Origin of the sequence: Adhaeribacter swui (assembly GCF_014217805.1) — a bacterium.
Classification (GTDB): Bacteria; Bacteroidota; Bacteroidia; order Cytophagales; family Hymenobacteraceae; genus Adhaeribacter; species Adhaeribacter swui.
The window spans coordinates 3,622,558-3,639,118 of sequence record NZ_CP055156.1 but is presented as its reverse complement, the minus strand read 5'-3'; the positions used below and the strand labels follow the sequence as shown (position 1 = coordinate 3,639,118).

Sequence of the window (16,561 nt, the reverse complement as noted above, 5' to 3'; positions counted from 1 at the left end):
GCAAGTAAGTACCCGGTTTAACCTATAAAGTAGCGATTATTTCTAAAGAAAAGCAATATTAAAAAGAGTAATTTCGGGCAGATGCCCGTTCAAAATCAGCATTTACAAAAAAGCTTTTTTTGTTTTAGTACTTATTCGCAATCAACCCGGTACCTGGTTGTTGTCCTTGTTATTTTCTTGATTTCGGCAGTTCTTCCAGATAAATATCTTTGTAATATACCTCTACTTTCCCGCCGCCGTGTACTTGCAAGGCAATCAGGCCCGATTGCGGAATAGTGGCTTCCGGTTCGGTGTAATCTACTGTTTGCTGACCGTTAAGCTTAATTTGAATACGCTTGCCTTCGCTGCGCACCTCGTAATCGTTCCAGTCGTTGGGCTTTAAGATTTGTTTTACCAGATTAGAATCGGCCACTGCCAGTAGTTTATCGCGGCGCGATTCGTCGTATAAACTAGCCCAGAAGCCTTTGCCTAAATCGGCTTGGTAGCCGGTCATTTCGTAGGGCGGGTTGGCGATGCGCTGGCTATGAAACTGCACGCCACCGTTGATAAATCCTTCGGTACCGGTTAATTTAATCTTCAGGCGCAGCACGTAGTTGGAGTAACTTTTGGTAGTGCTCAAAAACTCGTTATGCGGTACTTTTTCGGTTAAGGAACCACCTACCAGCGCACCGTCTTGAATGCGCCAGGTTTTTAGGGTATCGCCTTGCCAATTTTTAAAATTTTTGCCATTAAACAGGCGAATTGCTTTGGGTTTCGTTTGGCTGATAACGACCGGAGCCAAACTAACAAAGAGCAAAAACAGAAGAGCATTTTTCATAACGAACGGTTAAATCAATCTTCTTTAGACTTCTTACTACAATTTAAAACTTCCGAAATTATGATTTTCTAAATTAAATTATTGTTGTTCGTCAAAAAAGAAAATTTAAACCTTAGATTTTACTTACAACTACCAGATTTTATAAAGTAGTCGGTTGCAGAATTATATAATATGATTAAATCCTACTCCATTCATGTAAACAGGACGAATAAACGGGTTAATAAAATAGCTGTAATTCTTTTGGGTGTAGCTGTTTTGGGCTTTTGGGGTTTAGGTTTTATACAACCGTTTATTCAGATAATAACATCTGACTTATCTCCCAAGAGTATCAACAATGGGATAGGTTTCATATTTTTTTTGGGACTGGTCTCTTTGTTATTACTCGCTATAAAAAGTAATGAAAAAGGTTGTTTAATGTTATATGAAGATTACATCGAAGTAAAATCTAGTTCGCCAGTTTTTCGGGTATATTTTAAAGATTTAAAAAAGATTTCGTTTGTTGTTGCTACTATTACTTTTAAACCATATCGAGTGGAGTTTATTTATCCAGACGGTCAACTGAAACGAGTAAGATTACAAACAAAAGAGGAATTTTATGACCTGATGAATTACCTCTATGAAGTATCGCCTAAGGAACTTGAAAAAGATGTTAGTGCTTTTGAATCAGAAGAACAATAATGAATATATCAACTAATTACACCTAAATATTAGCTACGCCTACTTTTAACTCAGTTCGGCTGTAAAATTATAGCCAAGCTATGGTGCAGCTTTACTTTTGCATCATAGCTTGGCTAAATAATAAATATTGATTTAATACCCTACCGTAAACCGTTGACGGATGTGCTTCGGGTTTTCCAGTTCGTCCACAATAGCAATGGCCATATCTTCCACGGAAATTACGCTGCGGTTGTTTTCATCGAAAACCGGATTTTCTAAACCTATGCGGTACTTGCCGCGGCGTTCGCCCGAAGTTCCCTGGTGCATTTCGATGGCCGGGCTCAGGAAAGTCCAGACTAAATCTTGTTCTTTTTTTAAAATATTCAAGTAATCGCGGGCCGCAGAAGCGCCGGCTTTAAAGCTTTCCGGGAATTGCGGCGTATCAATTAACTGCGTATTGGGGGCTACATACAAACTGCCCGCACCACCTATTACAAACAAGCGCTTTACCCCTGCTTTCTTTACCCCGCTTTGAATGGCCTGAGAACCTTGCATGGCTTCTTCGTAAATATTCGGGTTGGTCCAGCCGGGATTAAAGGCGTTCACTACTACGTCATGGTTTTTTACTGCTTCGGCTACTTCGTTTTCGTCCAGAACATTGGCTTTTACTGCCGTTATATTTTCCGCTGATTTTACTTTTTCCGGGTTCCGGACAATGGCGGTTACCTGGTGGCCCCTTTCCACTAATTCGTTTAAAATGGCGGAACCCACAAATCCCGTTGCGCCGATTAATGCTACTTTCATGATATTTTAGTTATGATGTTTTTTAAAATTTTAAAAATTACTTACCAGTCAGTTTGCTGATTTTTAACTACCTCGTAGCGAATCCAGAGAAAATCGTCATATATCCGGTCGACGGATTTGATTTTAAAATGCGTAGCCTGGCGAGTACCATAACCTTCTTCTACTTCAAAAACCGTGGGCGAGCCAATGGTACCATCGGCGACGGGTGCCAGCACCAAACTAAATTCATCAATTAAGCCGGCTTTTAAAAAAGACCCGTTTACATGCCCCCCGCCATCTATCCGCACAGTTTTAATGTTAAAAAGATCGTGTAATTTCTCCAGTACCAGTGCCAGATCGAGTTCTTCTTTTCCGCCAAAAATGTAAGACACATTTTTGCTACGCAAATGCTCCAGGTAATTAGCGGGCACTTTTTCGGTGAGCACTTCAATTACGTGTTCCGTAGAAACCATATTGGTATCCCAGAAACATTTGCCAGCCGGGTCGATGACTACCGCAAAAGATTTTTCCGGCTGATCCGCCACAAAATCGGTTTTTGGTAAATCTTCCTGGGCGGGTGGCAACGCATATTCCTGCTTGCTCGAAAACTCCTGCATGGTAACCCGGCCTACCAGCCAGGCATCCGCCGGAATTTTCTCAGCGGTTTCTTCAAAATATTTATGATGGTCTTTAAATCCCCAGATATCCTGTTTAATCCGGCCATCCACCGAGCCGAGCATGTGGCATATTACGTAAGGTTTCATCTTATTTAAATTCGTATTTTTTAAATTTTTGATTTTTTGAATAGCAACAAAAGCAATTTTTCCTGCTTGTGTTCCGGTAATTACCGGTTTATTTTTCAGCGAGATTAATCCCGGAAAACGGTTATAAACGAATTTTTATTTTTTTTCTTTTCTCATAAAACTTACCCAATACTTGGCAGTGAGACACTGCCTTGGGCGAATTTAGAGCGCGTTGCCCATACTGGAACAATTATTATACTATTAAACAGTGCCATCGCAGCATCCCAATTAAAGCTGTCGTTTAGCTCTTTCCAGTGCCGTCGTTGGTGTCTTCACAAACGATTTGTCTTTACGCGAAACGATTGCGGTTATTAATTCTTCTTCAGCTTCGCTGCGGGTATTGTATACGCAGTTTTAAAACAAACAATTAAGCAAACAAGTAAACCGGCTGATGGTTATAAATTTTAAAATCAGTTGGCTTTTGTCTTTAACCGGTTGATTTACGTACATGCTCGCTCCGGATTCTTAAAAATGCGGTTTGCGCAATTTAACTTTAGAATGTATGCTGTATGGCTATGCCTCCATTAATTTAACTTTGGCCGCTCAAAAAGTGCAGGTAAACCGTTCCATGATGAAACGGACTTTCCTGGAAAAAGGAGTGCCTTACGCTTCGACGCTGGCGCTAGCTAATTTTACCGACTTTGAAAAGGTATTGAACTGGAATATCCAACACGGTATTTTGTTTTTCCGGATGAGTTCGGACATGCTCCCCTGGATGAGCCAGTACCAGCTAACGGACTTACCGGATTACGAGGCAATCAGCCAGGTTCTAAAGCGTTGCGGCGAGAAGGCGGCCCAAAGCGGCTTGCGTTTAACCTACCATCCCGGTCCGTTTAACGTGCTGGCGTCCAACTCCGAAAACGTAATAACCAAAACCTTTCACGAACTCAGCCAACACGCCGCCGTTATGGATTTACTGCAATTACCCCAAACCCCCTACGCCAAAATTAACATCCACGTGGGCGGCGCTTTCGGCGATAAACCCTCGGCACTCGACCGGTTTGCTGACAATTACATGCGCCTACCCGACAACGTGCGCAAAAGAATAACGGTGGAGAACGACGACAAAGCCAATATGTTTAGCGTACATGATTTATTGTGGCTGCACGAACAAACCCACGTACCCATTACTTTCGATTATTTTCATCACCAGTTTTGTACCGGCGGCTTAAGCGAAGAAGAAGCCTTGCTGGCAGCCATCAGCACCTGGCCTGCCGGTATTACGCCGGTGGTGCATTATTCCAGTTCCAAGAAAAAGTACGAAGACCCCAGCTCCGTTGCTACCTCTCACGCCGACTACCTCTACGAAAAAGTACAAACCTATAATCAGAAAATGGATATTATGTTCGAAGCTAAGGCCAAAGAACTGGCAATTGCGAAGTACTTGCAGGATTATGGGATAGAGAAATAAGGACTAGCCTATTGAATAATTAAAATTTTTATAAATTCAACCACCCCCAACCCCTCCTTATCCAAGGCGGGGAGCTTAAAGTATTTCAAGCAAAAGAATTCTTCAAATCCGCATCTCCCCCCTGTTTTTAGGGGAGGTGCCCTTTAGGGTGGAGGGGTTAGATAGCACCAAAGCCTGGAGACTGGAACAGGCTACAAGTAATAACTATATACTTAACCGAGCTTCCTACTCAAAGATTTTTAAAAAGCAGAAGAATACAATTCCTGACACATTTCGCAGTAATAACAAGAACGCTTGGTTTTGCCGAGCTTTTCTTTTCGTAGAGGTACGAGATCCCGGGGACAAGTATTTCGCTGGTAAACCAGCCAGTTATTCGTATTGGCACCTTCCTGCTTCCAGGACAAGTATTCGTGGCTAAAAGCGACACAGGTTCGGATGAGGTTTTTTAATTTAATTTCCGGAATTGCGCCTACGGTACTTAAGGGATGCAGTTGGGTCCGGAATAAAACTTCATTTTTAATGCCATTGCCTACGCCCGCCAAAATAGTTTGATCCTGGATGGCATCGCAGATGAGTTGGTCTGGTTTACGCTGTAATTGCTCTAATGCTTTATCCTGGTCAAAGGCCGGGTGCAGTACATCCGTGGTCCAGTCGTATAGTTGGTCTAAGGGTTCGGGAATATACCGGCAATCGCAGGCGTAAAAATTTACTACCCCGGTTTCAAACATTAAACCTAATTGCAATTCGCGGTTTAATTCGGCATTAATGGCGTATTTACCAAAAAACATGAGGTGAATACGCAAAGCGAAATCCGGAAAACACAATAACAGTTCTTTTCCGAAGGTCTTGATTTCAATTAAGGTTTGCTCCGGTAATAAAGCGAATGGAATATTTTTAGCGGTACCCTGCGCTTCTACCAACGTCTGCCCCACAAATGGGTCTAGTTGTTCTTTTAAGAAAGCAATCCGGGGTCCTTCGGGCATATTAGTTCGTTACTCGTTGTTCGTTGATGACCGACAATTGTACAATCATCATCTTACTCATTGCTCTAACAACGAATAACGAGCAACTAGTAACGAATTTTCAGCTATTTTTTACCTGAATGTTTTGTAACTCAATCCGGGAAAACTCTTTCAGCTTTCCGGCGGAAAATTGCTGTTCTATTTGCCAGAAATCCAGAGAATCGGTGGGTGCGTAATTCACGTAATCCTGAAACCGAATACCTTTAATTTCCCGGGGATTGATGGCTTCGCGGAAACGGATGCCGCCGCCTTCGGTGGCATAGGTGTAGCCAAAATAATCCAGGGTGTTGGTTTGTTGATTGATAAAGTATAAAAACTCATCCTTAAAATCAGTACCGCCGCCTTCCTGCGTAAAGGTTATTTTTATTTTAGCGTAAGGCGTATTTTTAATGGTAGTGGTGCCGATTAGTTCTTTTTTAACGGCCGGATCATTTAACCCAAACGGTAGCAAGGCAAAATAAATAACCGAATTTACCGAAGCCGTAAAAGCTTTCACCCGCTCGTCGGGTAGTTTTTGCACTTGTCCGTTAATGGTGCGGGTAAACGAATCGTTGGTTAAAACATCCTTCACCTGGCCCGTAGAATCGGTAAAAGATCGGGTATACGTATAAATGCCGCCTTGGCGGGATGCTTCGTAATGGCGATCCCGAAAATCAAAAGCTATTTGTAAATTTTCAAATCTTTTACCACCATGGCGGGCAATGGCTTTGTCTACAATCTGCTGGGCTTCTTTATCTGCGGGTTCAGTTGGAGCAGCTTCTTGTTTGGTCTGGCGCGATTGGCAGCCACTGCCCAAACAGATTAAAACAAACAAAGCTAATAGCTGGATGGATCGCATACGTTACCTTTTAAACCAATAGATACTGTAAAAAACTTAGATTCAAAAAATCCCGGTACCATTTACCTAAATTCTGGGCAGATTCAAGAAAGTCTTAAAACCCGGAAAGCTCCGCTTTATAACGCAAAGCACCAGGTTATCTGCTATTACAAATGATATTTTTAAAAATTTAAAATTTAAGTAAGCTATTCATCCGGTGTATTTTTGTTTTCTCTGGAATGCCATACCTTATTAATTGCGACTCGTTGCGCCGCGTAAATACCCTGGTGGCCGCTAAAATAATACGCCGTAAAACACGCAACGGCAAAATACAAAACGGGTTCACCGCCAAACAACTCCACTCCCATTAACGTGCAAGCCAGGGGCGTATTGGTAGCGCCGGCAAATACCGCGATAAAACCTAAAGCGGCCATTAAATCCACGGGTGCGCCGGTAAGCACCGCCAACGTATTGCCCAAGGTAGCCCCAATAAAAAATAGCGGTGTTACTTCGCCGCCTTTAAAACCCATGCCCAAAGTAATAGCGGTAAACAGTAACTTCCAGAACCAGCTAAAATAAGTGGCTCCGCCAACCGTAAAAGCGGTGGTAATGCTCACCTGTCCACCCGGCGGGGGCACTACGCCCAAGCCTAAATAATCCGGGGTTTGTAGCAGAAAGGTAAGGCTAATGATCAATAAACCACCTACTACCGGAATCAACCATTTTATCGAAATATCTTGATTGGCCAGATTTTTAAATATATGCGTAGTGCGGGCAAAAAGCTGGGAAACTAAACCAAAAGCGATACTGGCGCCAATCACTTTTAACAACAATAAATAATCGGTTTGCAGAAACGTAGTTAAGTTAAATGGCATTTTCTGAAAAGTAATTCGGTACTGCGTATGGTGAATGCCCCAAGCCGAACACACCAAATCGGCCAGAACGGCCGCGATTAAACACGGGAGCAGCGCCTTGTACCGGATAACGCCGATGGCCAGTACCTCCAGGGCAAATACCGCCCCCGTAACCGGCGTACCAAACACGGCCCCAAAACCAGCGGCCATCCCGCAGAGCAACATAATTGAAATATCTGCAGAGCTTAGTTTTAACTTTTGGCCCAGGTAGTAAGAAATGCTGCCGCCAATCTGCACGGCCGTACCTTCACGACCCGCCGAGCCGCCAAATAAATGTGTAATAATGGTAGTAACTAAAACCAGGGGCGCCATGCGCAACGGAATACCGGCGCCCGGCTCGTGAATATGGTCCAGAATCAAATTATTACCCGCCTCGGCATTTTTGCCCAGGTACTTGTAAAGCGCGTAAATAAAAACACCAGCTACAGGCAGTAAATACAATAAATTAGGATGCTGGAAACGGTATTGCGTGGCAACATCTAACAACCATAAAAACAATGCTACCAACGAACCTACTCCAGCCGCAATGGGCAAGGCCAGCAAAGTCCATTTCAGGAGATGTTTAAAAATCGAGGCTTGTTGCAGGTTAGAGAAAAAGCGCGGCATAGCTACAAATAATTTTAAATTATTTTATCTGTAGGCGCCATCAGCTCCAGAGGGAGCGGTTTCCGCAGGAAGACACCATTTCCTGTACCGGCGCAAATATAACAATCTGGTTTAAATTTAAAATGAGTTCTTGTTTTTAATGAAACCAGCGAAATAAATTTGGTTGGTTAACCCGAACAGGTAAACAGATTTAATGCATAATAACGTTTATTTACCAGATACCTGCTTAATCGCACCGAAGCTGTCTGGGAAATTAAAAAATTTAAAAAATCGCTTTAAAATAGCACATGTACACCTTTGCCGAAAAAGTTATTCAATTTAATACTCATCTGCAGTTTACCGGTCAGTTGCCGGCAGGCGTTAATATCTTAAATCCGTTTCGGGAGAATAAAGAAATTCTGCCAGTATCGTCTGTGTTTTACCGCAAGTACTACGCCGATTACAACCCGCGGCACATGATTCTGGGCATTAACCCGGGCCGGTTTGGCGGCGGATTAACGGGCGTGCCTTTTACCGACCCCAAGCGTTTGCAAAAAGAATGCGGCATTGCGTACTCGGGCAAAGAAACCCACGAACCTTCGTCGGTATTTGTGTATGAGGTGGTAAATGCTTTTGGCGGCCCCGAAGCTTTTTACCAAAAATTTTACATTAATTCTGTTTGTCCACTGGGTTTTACGGCGCAAGGCAAAAACGGCAACGAGGTAAACTACAATTACTACGACCAACCCGACTTAACCCGAGCCGTGTACCCGTTTATCGTGGAAAGCATACAAAAGCAAATTAATTTTGGCATTAACACCGACGTTTGTTTTTGTTTTGGCACCGGCAAAAACGAGAAATTTTTAAAAAAACTCAACGACGAGCAACAATTCTTTAAATCGATTGTGGCCCTGGAGCACCCGCGCTTCGTGATGCAATACAAAACGAAATCCAAGCAATTTTACATTGATAAATACCTGCGGGCATTTCAGGAAGTTTTATAATTCTCAGACCTAAACAGCATCAAATAAAAAACAAGTAAATTATTTTGGGTAAATCTTTATAACCCAAGATAAGATCGCCATTCCAAATCGGGTTGACTTATCCGGGAGTGCTCACCTGGCTTTAATTGATCCGGTAAAATTCTTGCCTTTGTCCTTAAAAATAAATAGCTTTCAAGTATTTAGCTAACTACAGGCAAAACATGGAGCTACAAATTAACGAAAAAAAGCGTACCAGCCAGGCCCTACCGGAAACCCGCTTGTTGTGGGTGCTGCGCGACGAATTTGATTTAACCGGCACCAAGTACGGCTGCGGCGAAGGCCAGTGCGGTGCCTGTACGGTTTTAGTCGATGGCAAAGCCACTCGTTCTTGCCAAACGCCAATCAGCAGCCTGGCCGGCAAGGAAATTACCACCATTGAAGGCCTAAACAAAACCGGAAAATTACACCCCGTGCAGGAAGCTTATTTAAAAGTAGATGTTTTCCAGTGCGGCTACTGTGCTTCGGGCATGGTAATGTCCACGGTAGCGCTGCTCAAAAGTAATCCGCAACCTTCCGAAGAACAGATCATTGATTTTATGAACGGCAATGTGTGCCGCTGTGGCACCTATCCCCGCATCGTAAAAGCCATTCAGGAAGCCGCCTCGCAAGCTTAAAATTTTAAAAAATGGAGCTATTCAATCCTAACTCACAAGATCGGCCAGAACAAACCAATTTAATTGGCCAGGAGATGAACCGGCGTACTTTTTTTAAATGGCTGGGCAAGGGCTTGGCGGTGGCAGTTGTATTTCCGCCGACAGTGCTTAACGGTGAATCCGAAGCAGTAAATGTTTTAACCGGAAAATTACCCGAAGACCAGATTGGCGCCTGGTTGCACATCAGCCCGAAAAACGTAATTACCGTGTTTACCGGGAAAGTAGAGGTTGGCCAAAACATTCGCACGTCATTGGCCCAAGTGGTAGCCGAGGAATTACGCGTTCCCATCGAACATATTAGAATAATAATGGGCGACACGGATCGGGTGCCTTACGATGCCGGTACCTTTGGCAGTCGCAGCACGCCAGCCATGGGGCCGCAACTCCGCAAAGCCGCCATTAGTGCCCGCGAAACCTTATTGACCATGGCAGCTGAAAAATGGAAAGCAGATAAAAACAGCCTTCAAGCTATTGATGGCGCCATTACGCATCCGGCCAGTCGTAAAACCATCATTTACGCCGATTTGGTAAAAGGCCAGCAACTCACGCAAACCATTCCGGGCGACTTATCTTTTACTCCCGTTAGCGACTGGAAAATTGCCGGCACTTCAATACCTAAAGTAAACGGCCGCAACTTTATAACGGGCAAGCACCAGTACGTTTCCGATATGAAATTGCCCGGCATGTTGTACGGTAAAATTTTGCGGCCACCCAGCTTCGGCGCTACTCTTACTTCCTTGGATTTATCCGGAGCCAAAGCCATGAGCGGGGTTACGGTGGTGCACGAAGGCGATTTTGTGGGCGTAGCAGCCCCCGATGTGGTTACCGCGACTAAAGCCATTACCGCCATAAAAGCCCAATGGCAAGAAAAACCGCAACCTGCGCGGTCCGAAATTTTTAATTTTTTAAAAAAGAACGCTGAGGCCGGTCAGCAAGGCGGCCGAAACGGGGGCAGCAGCAAAGGCAATATTACCACAGGGCTAACCGTAGCCGATAAAAAGTTAACGGCCACGTATACCGTGGAGTACATTGCCCATGCGCCCATGGAACCCCGGGCCGCTTTGGCCCAGTGGGAAAACGATAAACTTACCGTCTGGACGGGTACCCAACGCCCTTTTGGCGTGCGCAGCGACTTAGCCGAGGAATTTAAATTAAAAGAAGAACAAGTGCGGGTAATCATGCCCGACACCGGCTCGGCTTACGGCGGTAAACACTCCGGCGAAGCGGCCCTGGAAGCCGCGAAGCTAGCCCAAGTTTCCCGTAAACCCGTAAAACTTACCTGGACCCGTACCGAAGAGTTTACCTGGGCTTATTTCCGGCCAGCCGGGGTCATAGAAATAAACAGCGGCTTGAAAAACGATGGTACGCTTACCGCCTGGGAATTTCATAACTACAACTCCGGCGGCGCGGGCATTCATACCCCCTACGAAGTAGAAAACCAGCAAATCCAGTATCATCCCGTGGATTCGCCCTTAAAGCAAGGTTCTTACCGCGGCCTGGCCTCTACCGCCAATATATTTGCCCTGGAATCGCACATGAACGATCTGGCGCAACTGGTAAACCAAGACCCACTGGAGTTCCGGCTTAAAAACTTAAAAAATCCGCGCTTAGAGGCGGTGCTAAATGCAGCGGCGCAAAATTTTGGTTGGGGTAAATCCAAACCCGCTCCGGATCACGGCTTTGGCATTGCGGGCGGCACCGAAAAAGGCGGCTTCACGGCTTCCTGCGCCGAAGTAGCGGTTAACCGGCAAACCGGCGAGGTAAAAGTTATCCGGATGGTGACGGCTTTTGAGTGCGGCGCCATTATTAACCCCGAACACCTCGATAACCAGATTTTAGGCGCCATTGTGCAAGGCTTAGGCGGCGCATTGTTCGAGGCCATCGACTTTCAGGATGGGAAAATCTTAAACCCTACTTTTGCCCAGTACCGGGTACCCCGGTTTAAAGATGTGCCGGCCATCCAAATAGTGCAGTTAAACCGTCCGGATTTGCCTTCGGCGGGCGCTGGCGAAGCACCGATTGTGGGCATTGCTCCCGCTATCCGCAACGGTATTGCGGATGCTACCGGAATAAAATTAACGACACTTCCTTTAGCACCGCAAGGCTTGGCCGCTCATTTTAAAAAGAGTTAGAAGAATCAAAAATTTAAAAAAGGGTGAGTACTTTTAGTTTGCAGCTCTCCCTTTTTCATCTCCTGGTTGATAGTTAGTATCACCAAACAAGAAAATTTAAAATCTTTTTTAATTATTACTCTTCGGTACAGCATTACTATCTTTTCTCCATTGGTAACTCCCTAATAAACAATCCCGGTTGTTCTTTAAGGCTGATTTTTCCTGAAAACTCCTAATTCATTAGTTTTTCTACTAATTTATTAGGATTACTCCTAATCTATTAGTAGTATTGAAAAAACAACGGAAAACATGCAAAAATTAGGAAAACGCGAAGAACAAATCATGCAGGTAGTCTGGCAACTCCAGCACGCTTTCGTGAAGGATATTATTGATGCCCTACCGGAACCCAAACCGCACTACAATACCATTGCCACCATGGTTAAAATTCTGACGGACAAAGGTTTTTTAAACGCTGAAAAAATAGGCAATACTTACCGGTATTCTCCTTTAATTACATTGGCCGAGTACCGGCAGCAAGACGTAGCCCATATTAAGAGCAAGTATTTCGGCAATTCCTTTTCCAAAATGATCACCCATTTTGCTAAGGAAGAAAACCTCTCCAACGAAGAACTGGACGAACTGATCCGCATCATTAATTCCCAAAAAAGCAACTAATCTTTACAAGCCATGATCGAGTTTTTACTAAAAGCCTCTTTCGCTCTCACGGTGGTTTTCCTGTTTTATAAATTAATATTGCAGCAGGAAAGCTTTTTTGCCCTCAACCGGTTTTATTTACTTGCGGGATTAGGCTTAGCTTTTGTTTTGCCCTTTGTAGCATTGCCAGCTTTAATCAACCACCAGGGGTATTTAACAACGGCCTTCCAATCACCGGGTCAGTCGGCACCACCAACCTGGCAAGTTACTGAAGTACCGGAAAAAACGGCTGTTTCCCCGGAAGTAAGCACTTCCGTTACCATCAAGACGTCGGTCGGGCCCGAGGCAAAATCAAGCGCTAATGCTACCAGTAATGACTCCAAAAATAACTTTAGTGGTTGGTTTTGGTTGGGGCTGCTTTATTTGTTTGGCGTAGGAATTTTTGCGCTTAACTTGGTTTTTCAGGTAGGCAGTTTGTTTTACCAGGCTTTAAAATCCGAAGATAAGGTAAATGACGGGGAAGCGGTGATTGTAAATACCAGTCGGCCCCAGGCACCCTGCTCTTTTTTTAAATTTATTTTTATCTACCCCAACAACTACGATTTTGCTACCTACGAGCAAATCTTGGCGCACGAGAAAATTCACGTGCGGCTCAAACACAGCCTGGATTTGCTATTGGCCGAAGTGGCCGTAATCGTGCTTTGGTTTAACCCGGTAGCCTGGTGGTTTAAGCGCGAAATCGAGAAAAACAATGAGTACCAAACAGACGCTGCGCTGCTGCAAACCGAACCCATTAATCCGCAAGAGTACCAATTTAATTTGTTGCAAATCGCCGTGCCGAATAAACCCCTCAGCATAACTACCAATTACAATCAGTCCTTACTAAAACAAAGAATCAAGATGATGAACGCGAAAAAATCTACCGCCAGCGCTTACTGGAAGTACAGTTTTCTGGTACCCTTGTTTTTCGGCACGGTGCTAATCATGAACGAACCGGCCACCAGCCAGGAATTGCCCTTCAACGACATTTTATTGGCCGCTCGCACCGTAAACCCCGATGATGCCGACCTGGGAAATAAAGCAAAACCCACCCGGGATAAAGAACCTGCTTCCGAGCCCGACCAACCCAAAAACAAACAAAACAGCTCTATTCGCTACCAGCAAGGCGATGTAGATATGGCCAAAGGCTATTGGTACAGCCACCAGGATGGTACTGATTATTGCCTGGAGTTAAAAGGCGGCCAACGTGCCTCAAGCTGGAACATGTCGGAGTGCTTCTCGAAGAAGCTTTTTCAAAAAACGGGCAACGCGGTTTATTCCATGACCAACGAGGTAGGCACTTTACAGTTAAATGGCAACCTGGAGGCTGAGGTAAGTCAGGGCAAATACACTTTCACCGAAAATAGCAATTTTAAAAAGTATTTAGCTGCCAACAACTTAGTAGCCGATGACCGCAACCTGTTGTTTCATTTGTTTTTTGCCAATGTGAACCGTGCCTACGTTGATTTTTTAAAAAATAACTACGCCGAGGTAACCGGCGAACGATTATTAGAATCCGCTATTCACAACATCTCAATGTCGGATCATCAAAGCTATTTGGGTATGTTTCAGCAACACAGCCACAAAAAACCAACTTTAGGAGAAGTAATAGAAGCAAAAATCCACGGCATTGATCAAAAGTACGTGCAGGAAATCGAGAAAATGGGCTTTAAAGATTTGAGCATGAAAAAAATGATGGAAGCCAAAATCCACGGGGTAAACGCAGCTTATGTGGCGGATTTAAAGAAAACGGGCATTACTAATTTACCCATGAATAAAGTGATCGAAGCTAAAATTCATAACATCAACCCGGAATCGGTTAAAGCATTGCGCGCGTTAGGCTTTGGCGAGCTTAGCCTGGATAACATGATGCAGCTAAATATTCACGGCGTAGACGCGGATTATATTAAAGAACTGCAAGCGGCCGGCCTGAAAAATTTGACCCTGGATCAAACCTTGCAGGCCCGCATTCACAATTTAGGCGCTTCAACGGTTAAAGCCATCCGAGATTTAGGCTCTAAAGACTTAGATTTCGAGCAAATGGTAAACGCGCAAATTCACGGGGTAAATGCCGCGTATATTGCCGATTTAAAAAAAGCCGGTTTCCAGAATGTAGATCTGGACAAAATGGTAGAAGCAAAAATCCACGACATCGACGGTAACTTTATTGCCCAAGCCCGGAAAAAAGGTTATAACTTCAACAGCCTGGATAAGTACATTACTCTTAAAATTCATGATGGTGCCATTAAGGCGCTTAAGGATTGATTTTTAAAATTTGTGCTAAAAGAAAAGGAGCGGTTAAATCATAACCGCTCGTTCTCTTTGTAATGATTATGCAGTTTTTGTAGCAGATATTTACGTTATTCTTTGTAGACTTTTCAAGTCTACATGCTTTGGTGCTATCTAACTTGAAAAGTAACCAGTTTGCCTCATGGCCGGCGGGCCTCGTTTGGCTCTTTCGGGCGGTTTAGCGAATCTTTCCTCGCTCCGCTGCGGAATGTGGCTCCGCCACACCGAATCGCTAAAAGGCCCTCAACAGCCAAACTGGTATCTTTGCACTTAGCTTTAGTTTGCTGAACCAGAATATTTTTTAAATAATCAGTGAAATTTATTATTAAAGAAATACAGATGGTCATTCTGAGCCTGTGGAAGAAACTAAATAATACCGTTACTGGCGGTACCCTTTAGATCCCTCGACAGGCTCGGGATGACGTTCTTCTTTTTAGTTAAAGAGAGATCAGTGGCCTTTCTTCTAAACTTAACCAGATGGTTTACCTAAAATTTAAAAATTTCGCCAAGTTAATTTAATCCTAGCTAAGCAGAAGCTAAGTGCAACTGACATCAGTTTGGCTGTGGAGCACCTGCTAGGGTTCCGTTTTTGCGGAGCAAAATTCCGCAGACGGAGTCGAGGAAAGGAAGGCTAGCGAGTGCGGAAGAGCCAAACGGGGCCTGCCGGCCATGAGGCAAACTGGTTACTTTTCAAGTTAGATAGCACCAAAGCATGTAGACTTGAAAAGTCTACAAAGAATTACCTTTAAAAGTAATCTATTGTAGTCTTTAATACGATTATGATCTAGTACTACTACTCAGCCACCTACTTCTTAACCTGCTCCGTAACTAAGTTCTCCGAAAAGAATTTTAACAGGTTATTGCCAATCCGGTCGGCAACGCGGTTAACGTGGTCGCCGTCGTATTCTTCGTAGAAATGTTTAATGCCGTAGGCGTTCAGTATTTTATCCAGTTCTTTAATACTGGCAGCAATGCTTTTATCCTGGTCGCCGGCGTCGAAGGCAATGCCGCGTAATTTCCGGATGGCAAAAATATGCTGGTCGATGCTGGCAAGTGGGCGGTTGGCCGTCCATTTAGCGATAACCTGGGTTTGTAACTGGCCATTTTCCAAGGGCAAATCCAGGTAAAAAGGAGCTTTGGCCGGGTTCGGCGACCAGGCGGCGGCGGAGGCAAACATGGCTTTGGTAAAGAAATCCGCTTTTTCAAAATCGGCCTGGGTTTTTATACCCGCTAGCTTGGCTTGAGCGGCTTCATCCTGGGGTACGTTGCTGTTGGTTTCTAAACAACACGGGCTTAATAAGTACAAACTCGAAAAAATCTCGGGGTATTTTTGCCCGATGCGCATGGCCCCGTAACCACCCATGGAGTGCCCGGCTAAGCCGCGGCTGGCCGCTGCCGGAATGGTGCGGTAATTTTTATCGATATAAGCCACTAATTCTTTCGCCACAAAATCTTCCCAGTTGCCCGTAGTGGCCGAGTTGGAATACATGCTGCCCTGAAAGCGGGTATAAGCGTTAGGCGTCACAAAAATAAATTCTTTTTTACTGCCGCCAGCGTAAGCCTTATTTAAAACTTCGGGCAAGCTCATCCAGTGTTTTTCGAAACCATACAGCTTAGCATCGCTGTCGGTGTAGCCGTGCAGCAGGTAAATTACCGGGTAGCGTTTTTTAGTATTGGTTTGATAACTGGGCGGCAAATACACCGATACTTCCCGGTCGGGCGAGTCGCCGGACAAATTATTTTCCAGGCCTTTGCCGTGGACTTTAATTCTTTCGACTTTGCCCGCCTTAGCCGCATTAGTTTGGCTAAACCCATTGCGGCTAGCGCTTAAAGTAAAAACTGCGAGTAAACATACCAGGCGATAAAAAAGTAAACAGCGCTTCATGCGGGAATTAAGTTTAGTACGGAAGGAAAATTAAACAATATTCCGGATTTAAGAAATTTGCTGTTAGATAAGAACCCG

14 protein-coding genes and 1 riboswitch are annotated in these 16,561 nt (G+C 44.4%); of the genes, 7 read left to right on the top strand and 7 right to left on the bottom strand.

From position 1 onward, the window contains the following. Positions 1-169: 169 nt before the first annotated feature. Positions 170-817 (bottom strand): 3-keto-disaccharide hydrolase, encoded by a 648-nt coding sequence (locus HUW51_RS15320; RefSeq protein WP_185270507.1) that lies wholly within the window; start codon positions 815-817, stop codon positions 170-172. 171 nt (positions 818-988) lie between these two features. On the opposite strand from HUW51_RS15320, the gene HUW51_RS15315 reads away from it, so the two are divergent. Next, positions 989-1,495: a hypothetical protein gene (locus tag HUW51_RS15315; RefSeq protein ID WP_185270506.1), complete on the top strand. Its 507-nt coding sequence runs from the start codon at positions 989-991 to the stop codon at positions 1,493-1,495. 132 nt (positions 1,496-1,627) lie between these two features. On the opposite strand, the gene HUW51_RS15310 is transcribed toward HUW51_RS15315, so the two are convergent. Beyond that, positions 1,628-2,278, bottom strand: coding sequence for an NAD(P)-dependent oxidoreductase (locus HUW51_RS15310; protein ID WP_185270505.1), 651 nt, complete (start codon positions 2,276-2,278; stop codon positions 1,628-1,630). Positions 2,279-2,319: 41 nt separating this feature from the next. Beyond that, complete coding sequence (locus HUW51_RS15305) at positions 2,320-3,021, bottom strand: RibD family protein (protein WP_185270504.1); 702 nt, start codon at positions 3,019-3,021, stop codon at positions 2,320-2,322. Positions 3,022-3,562: 541 nt separating this feature from the next. On the opposite strand from HUW51_RS15305, the gene uvsE reads away from it, so the two are divergent. Beyond that, on the top strand, positions 3,563-4,471 hold the full coding sequence (gene uvsE / locus HUW51_RS15300) for a UV DNA damage repair endonuclease UvsE (protein WP_185270503.1): 909 nt from the start codon (positions 3,563-3,565) through the stop codon (positions 4,469-4,471). A 239-nt stretch (positions 4,472-4,710) separates the two neighbouring features. On the opposite strand, the gene HUW51_RS15295 is transcribed toward uvsE, so the two are convergent. The 3 genes from HUW51_RS15295 to HUW51_RS15285 all read right to left on the bottom strand — a co-directional run bounded on the left by HUW51_RS15295 (position 4,711) and on the right by HUW51_RS15285 (position 7,830). Continuing rightward, a complete protein-coding gene (locus tag HUW51_RS15295; RefSeq protein ID WP_185270502.1) occupies positions 4,711-5,454 on the bottom strand; it encodes an endonuclease in 744 nt (247 codons plus the stop codon). A 100-nt stretch (positions 5,455-5,554) separates the two neighbouring features. Beyond that, positions 5,555-6,331, bottom strand: a complete 777-nt coding sequence (locus HUW51_RS15290) for a DUF6503 family protein (RefSeq protein WP_185270501.1) — start codon at positions 6,329-6,331, stop codon at positions 5,555-5,557. Between the two features lie 185 nt (positions 6,332-6,516). After that, positions 6,517-7,830, bottom strand: coding sequence for a voltage-gated chloride channel family protein (locus HUW51_RS15285; protein ID WP_185270500.1), 1,314 nt, complete (start codon positions 7,828-7,830; stop codon positions 6,517-6,519). Positions 7,831-7,854: 24 nt separating this feature from the next. Then, a riboswitch (Fluoride riboswitch) is annotated at positions 7,855-7,922 on the bottom strand. Positions 7,923-8,117: 195 nt separating this feature from the next. Here HUW51_RS15285 and HUW51_RS15280 point away from each other — a divergent pair. The 5 genes from HUW51_RS15280 to HUW51_RS15260 all read left to right on the top strand — a co-directional run bounded on the left by HUW51_RS15280 (position 8,118) and on the right by HUW51_RS15260 (position 14,574). Continuing rightward, positions 8,118-8,813 (top strand): uracil-DNA glycosylase family protein, encoded by a 696-nt coding sequence (locus HUW51_RS15280; RefSeq protein ID WP_185270499.1) that lies wholly within the window; start codon positions 8,118-8,120, stop codon positions 8,811-8,813. A gap of 200 nt (positions 8,814-9,013) precedes the next feature. Next, positions 9,014-9,466, top strand: coding sequence for a (2Fe-2S)-binding protein (locus HUW51_RS15275; RefSeq protein ID WP_185270498.1), 453 nt, complete (start codon positions 9,014-9,016; stop codon positions 9,464-9,466). A gap of 11 nt (positions 9,467-9,477) precedes the next feature. Beyond that, positions 9,478-11,637 (top strand): xanthine dehydrogenase family protein molybdopterin-binding subunit, encoded by a 2,160-nt coding sequence (locus HUW51_RS15270; RefSeq protein WP_228466667.1) that lies wholly within the window; start codon positions 9,478-9,480, stop codon positions 11,635-11,637. 288 nt (positions 11,638-11,925) lie between these two features. Next, entirely contained in the window at positions 11,926-12,291 is a 366-nt protein-coding gene (locus HUW51_RS15265) for a BlaI/MecI/CopY family transcriptional regulator (protein WP_185270497.1), read from the top strand. 12 nt (positions 12,292-12,303) lie between these two features. Continuing rightward, complete coding sequence (locus HUW51_RS15260) at positions 12,304-14,574, top strand: M56 family metallopeptidase (protein ID WP_185270496.1); 2,271 nt, start codon at positions 12,304-12,306, stop codon at positions 14,572-14,574. An 829-nt stretch (positions 14,575-15,403) separates the two neighbouring features. On the opposite strand, the gene HUW51_RS15255 is transcribed toward HUW51_RS15260, so the two are convergent. After that, positions 15,404-16,483 carry an alpha/beta hydrolase gene (locus HUW51_RS15255; RefSeq protein WP_185270495.1) on the bottom strand — a complete coding sequence of 360 codons (1,080 nt, stop codon included), beginning with the start codon at positions 16,481-16,483 and terminating at the stop codon, positions 15,404-15,406. Between the last annotated feature and the right edge of the window lie 78 nt (positions 16,484-16,561).

What these genes read in the sequence shown, in the direction of transcription:
- HUW51_RS15270 (WP_228466667.1), top strand. Translation starts at nt 9,478, where the DNA reads ATGGAGCTATTCAATCCTAACTCACAAGATCGGCCAGAACAAACCAAT.
- HUW51_RS15265 (WP_185270497.1), top strand. Translation starts at nt 11,926, where the DNA reads ATGCAAAAATTAGGAAAACGCGAAGAACAAATCATGCAGGTAGTCTGG.
- HUW51_RS15310 (WP_185270505.1), bottom strand. Translation starts at nt 2,278, where the DNA reads ATGAAAGTAGCATTAATCGGCGCAACGGGATTTGTGGGTTCCGCCATT.
- uvsE (WP_185270503.1), top strand. Translation starts at nt 3,563, where the DNA reads ATGCTGTATGGCTATGCCTCCATTAATTTAACTTTGGCCGCTCAAAAA.
- HUW51_RS15260 (WP_185270496.1), top strand. Translation starts at nt 12,304, where the DNA reads ATGATCGAGTTTTTACTAAAAGCCTCTTTCGCTCTCACGGTGGTTTTC.
- HUW51_RS15290 (WP_185270501.1), bottom strand. Translation starts at nt 6,331, where the DNA reads ATGCGATCCATCCAGCTATTAGCTTTGTTTGTTTTAATCTGTTTGGGC.
- HUW51_RS15315 (WP_185270506.1), top strand. Translation starts at nt 989, where the DNA reads ATGATTAAATCCTACTCCATTCATGTAAACAGGACGAATAAACGGGTT.
- HUW51_RS15255 (WP_185270495.1), bottom strand. Translation starts at nt 16,483, where the DNA reads ATGAAGCGCTGTTTACTTTTTTATCGCCTGGTATGTTTACTCGCAGTT.
- HUW51_RS15285 (WP_185270500.1), bottom strand. Translation starts at nt 7,830, where the DNA reads ATGCCGCGCTTTTTCTCTAACCTGCAACAAGCCTCGATTTTTAAACAT.
- HUW51_RS15280 (WP_185270499.1), top strand. Translation starts at nt 8,118, where the DNA reads ATGTACACCTTTGCCGAAAAAGTTATTCAATTTAATACTCATCTGCAG.
- HUW51_RS15320 (WP_185270507.1), bottom strand. Translation starts at nt 817, where the DNA reads ATGAAAAATGCTCTTCTGTTTTTGCTCTTTGTTAGTTTGGCTCCGGTC.
- HUW51_RS15275 (WP_185270498.1), top strand. Translation starts at nt 9,014, where the DNA reads ATGGAGCTACAAATTAACGAAAAAAAGCGTACCAGCCAGGCCCTACCG.
- HUW51_RS15305 (WP_185270504.1), bottom strand. Translation starts at nt 3,021, where the DNA reads ATGAAACCTTACGTAATATGCCACATGCTCGGCTCGGTGGATGGCCGG.
- HUW51_RS15295 (WP_185270502.1), bottom strand. Translation starts at nt 5,454, where the DNA reads ATGCCCGAAGGACCCCGGATTGCTTTCTTAAAAGAACAACTAGACCCA.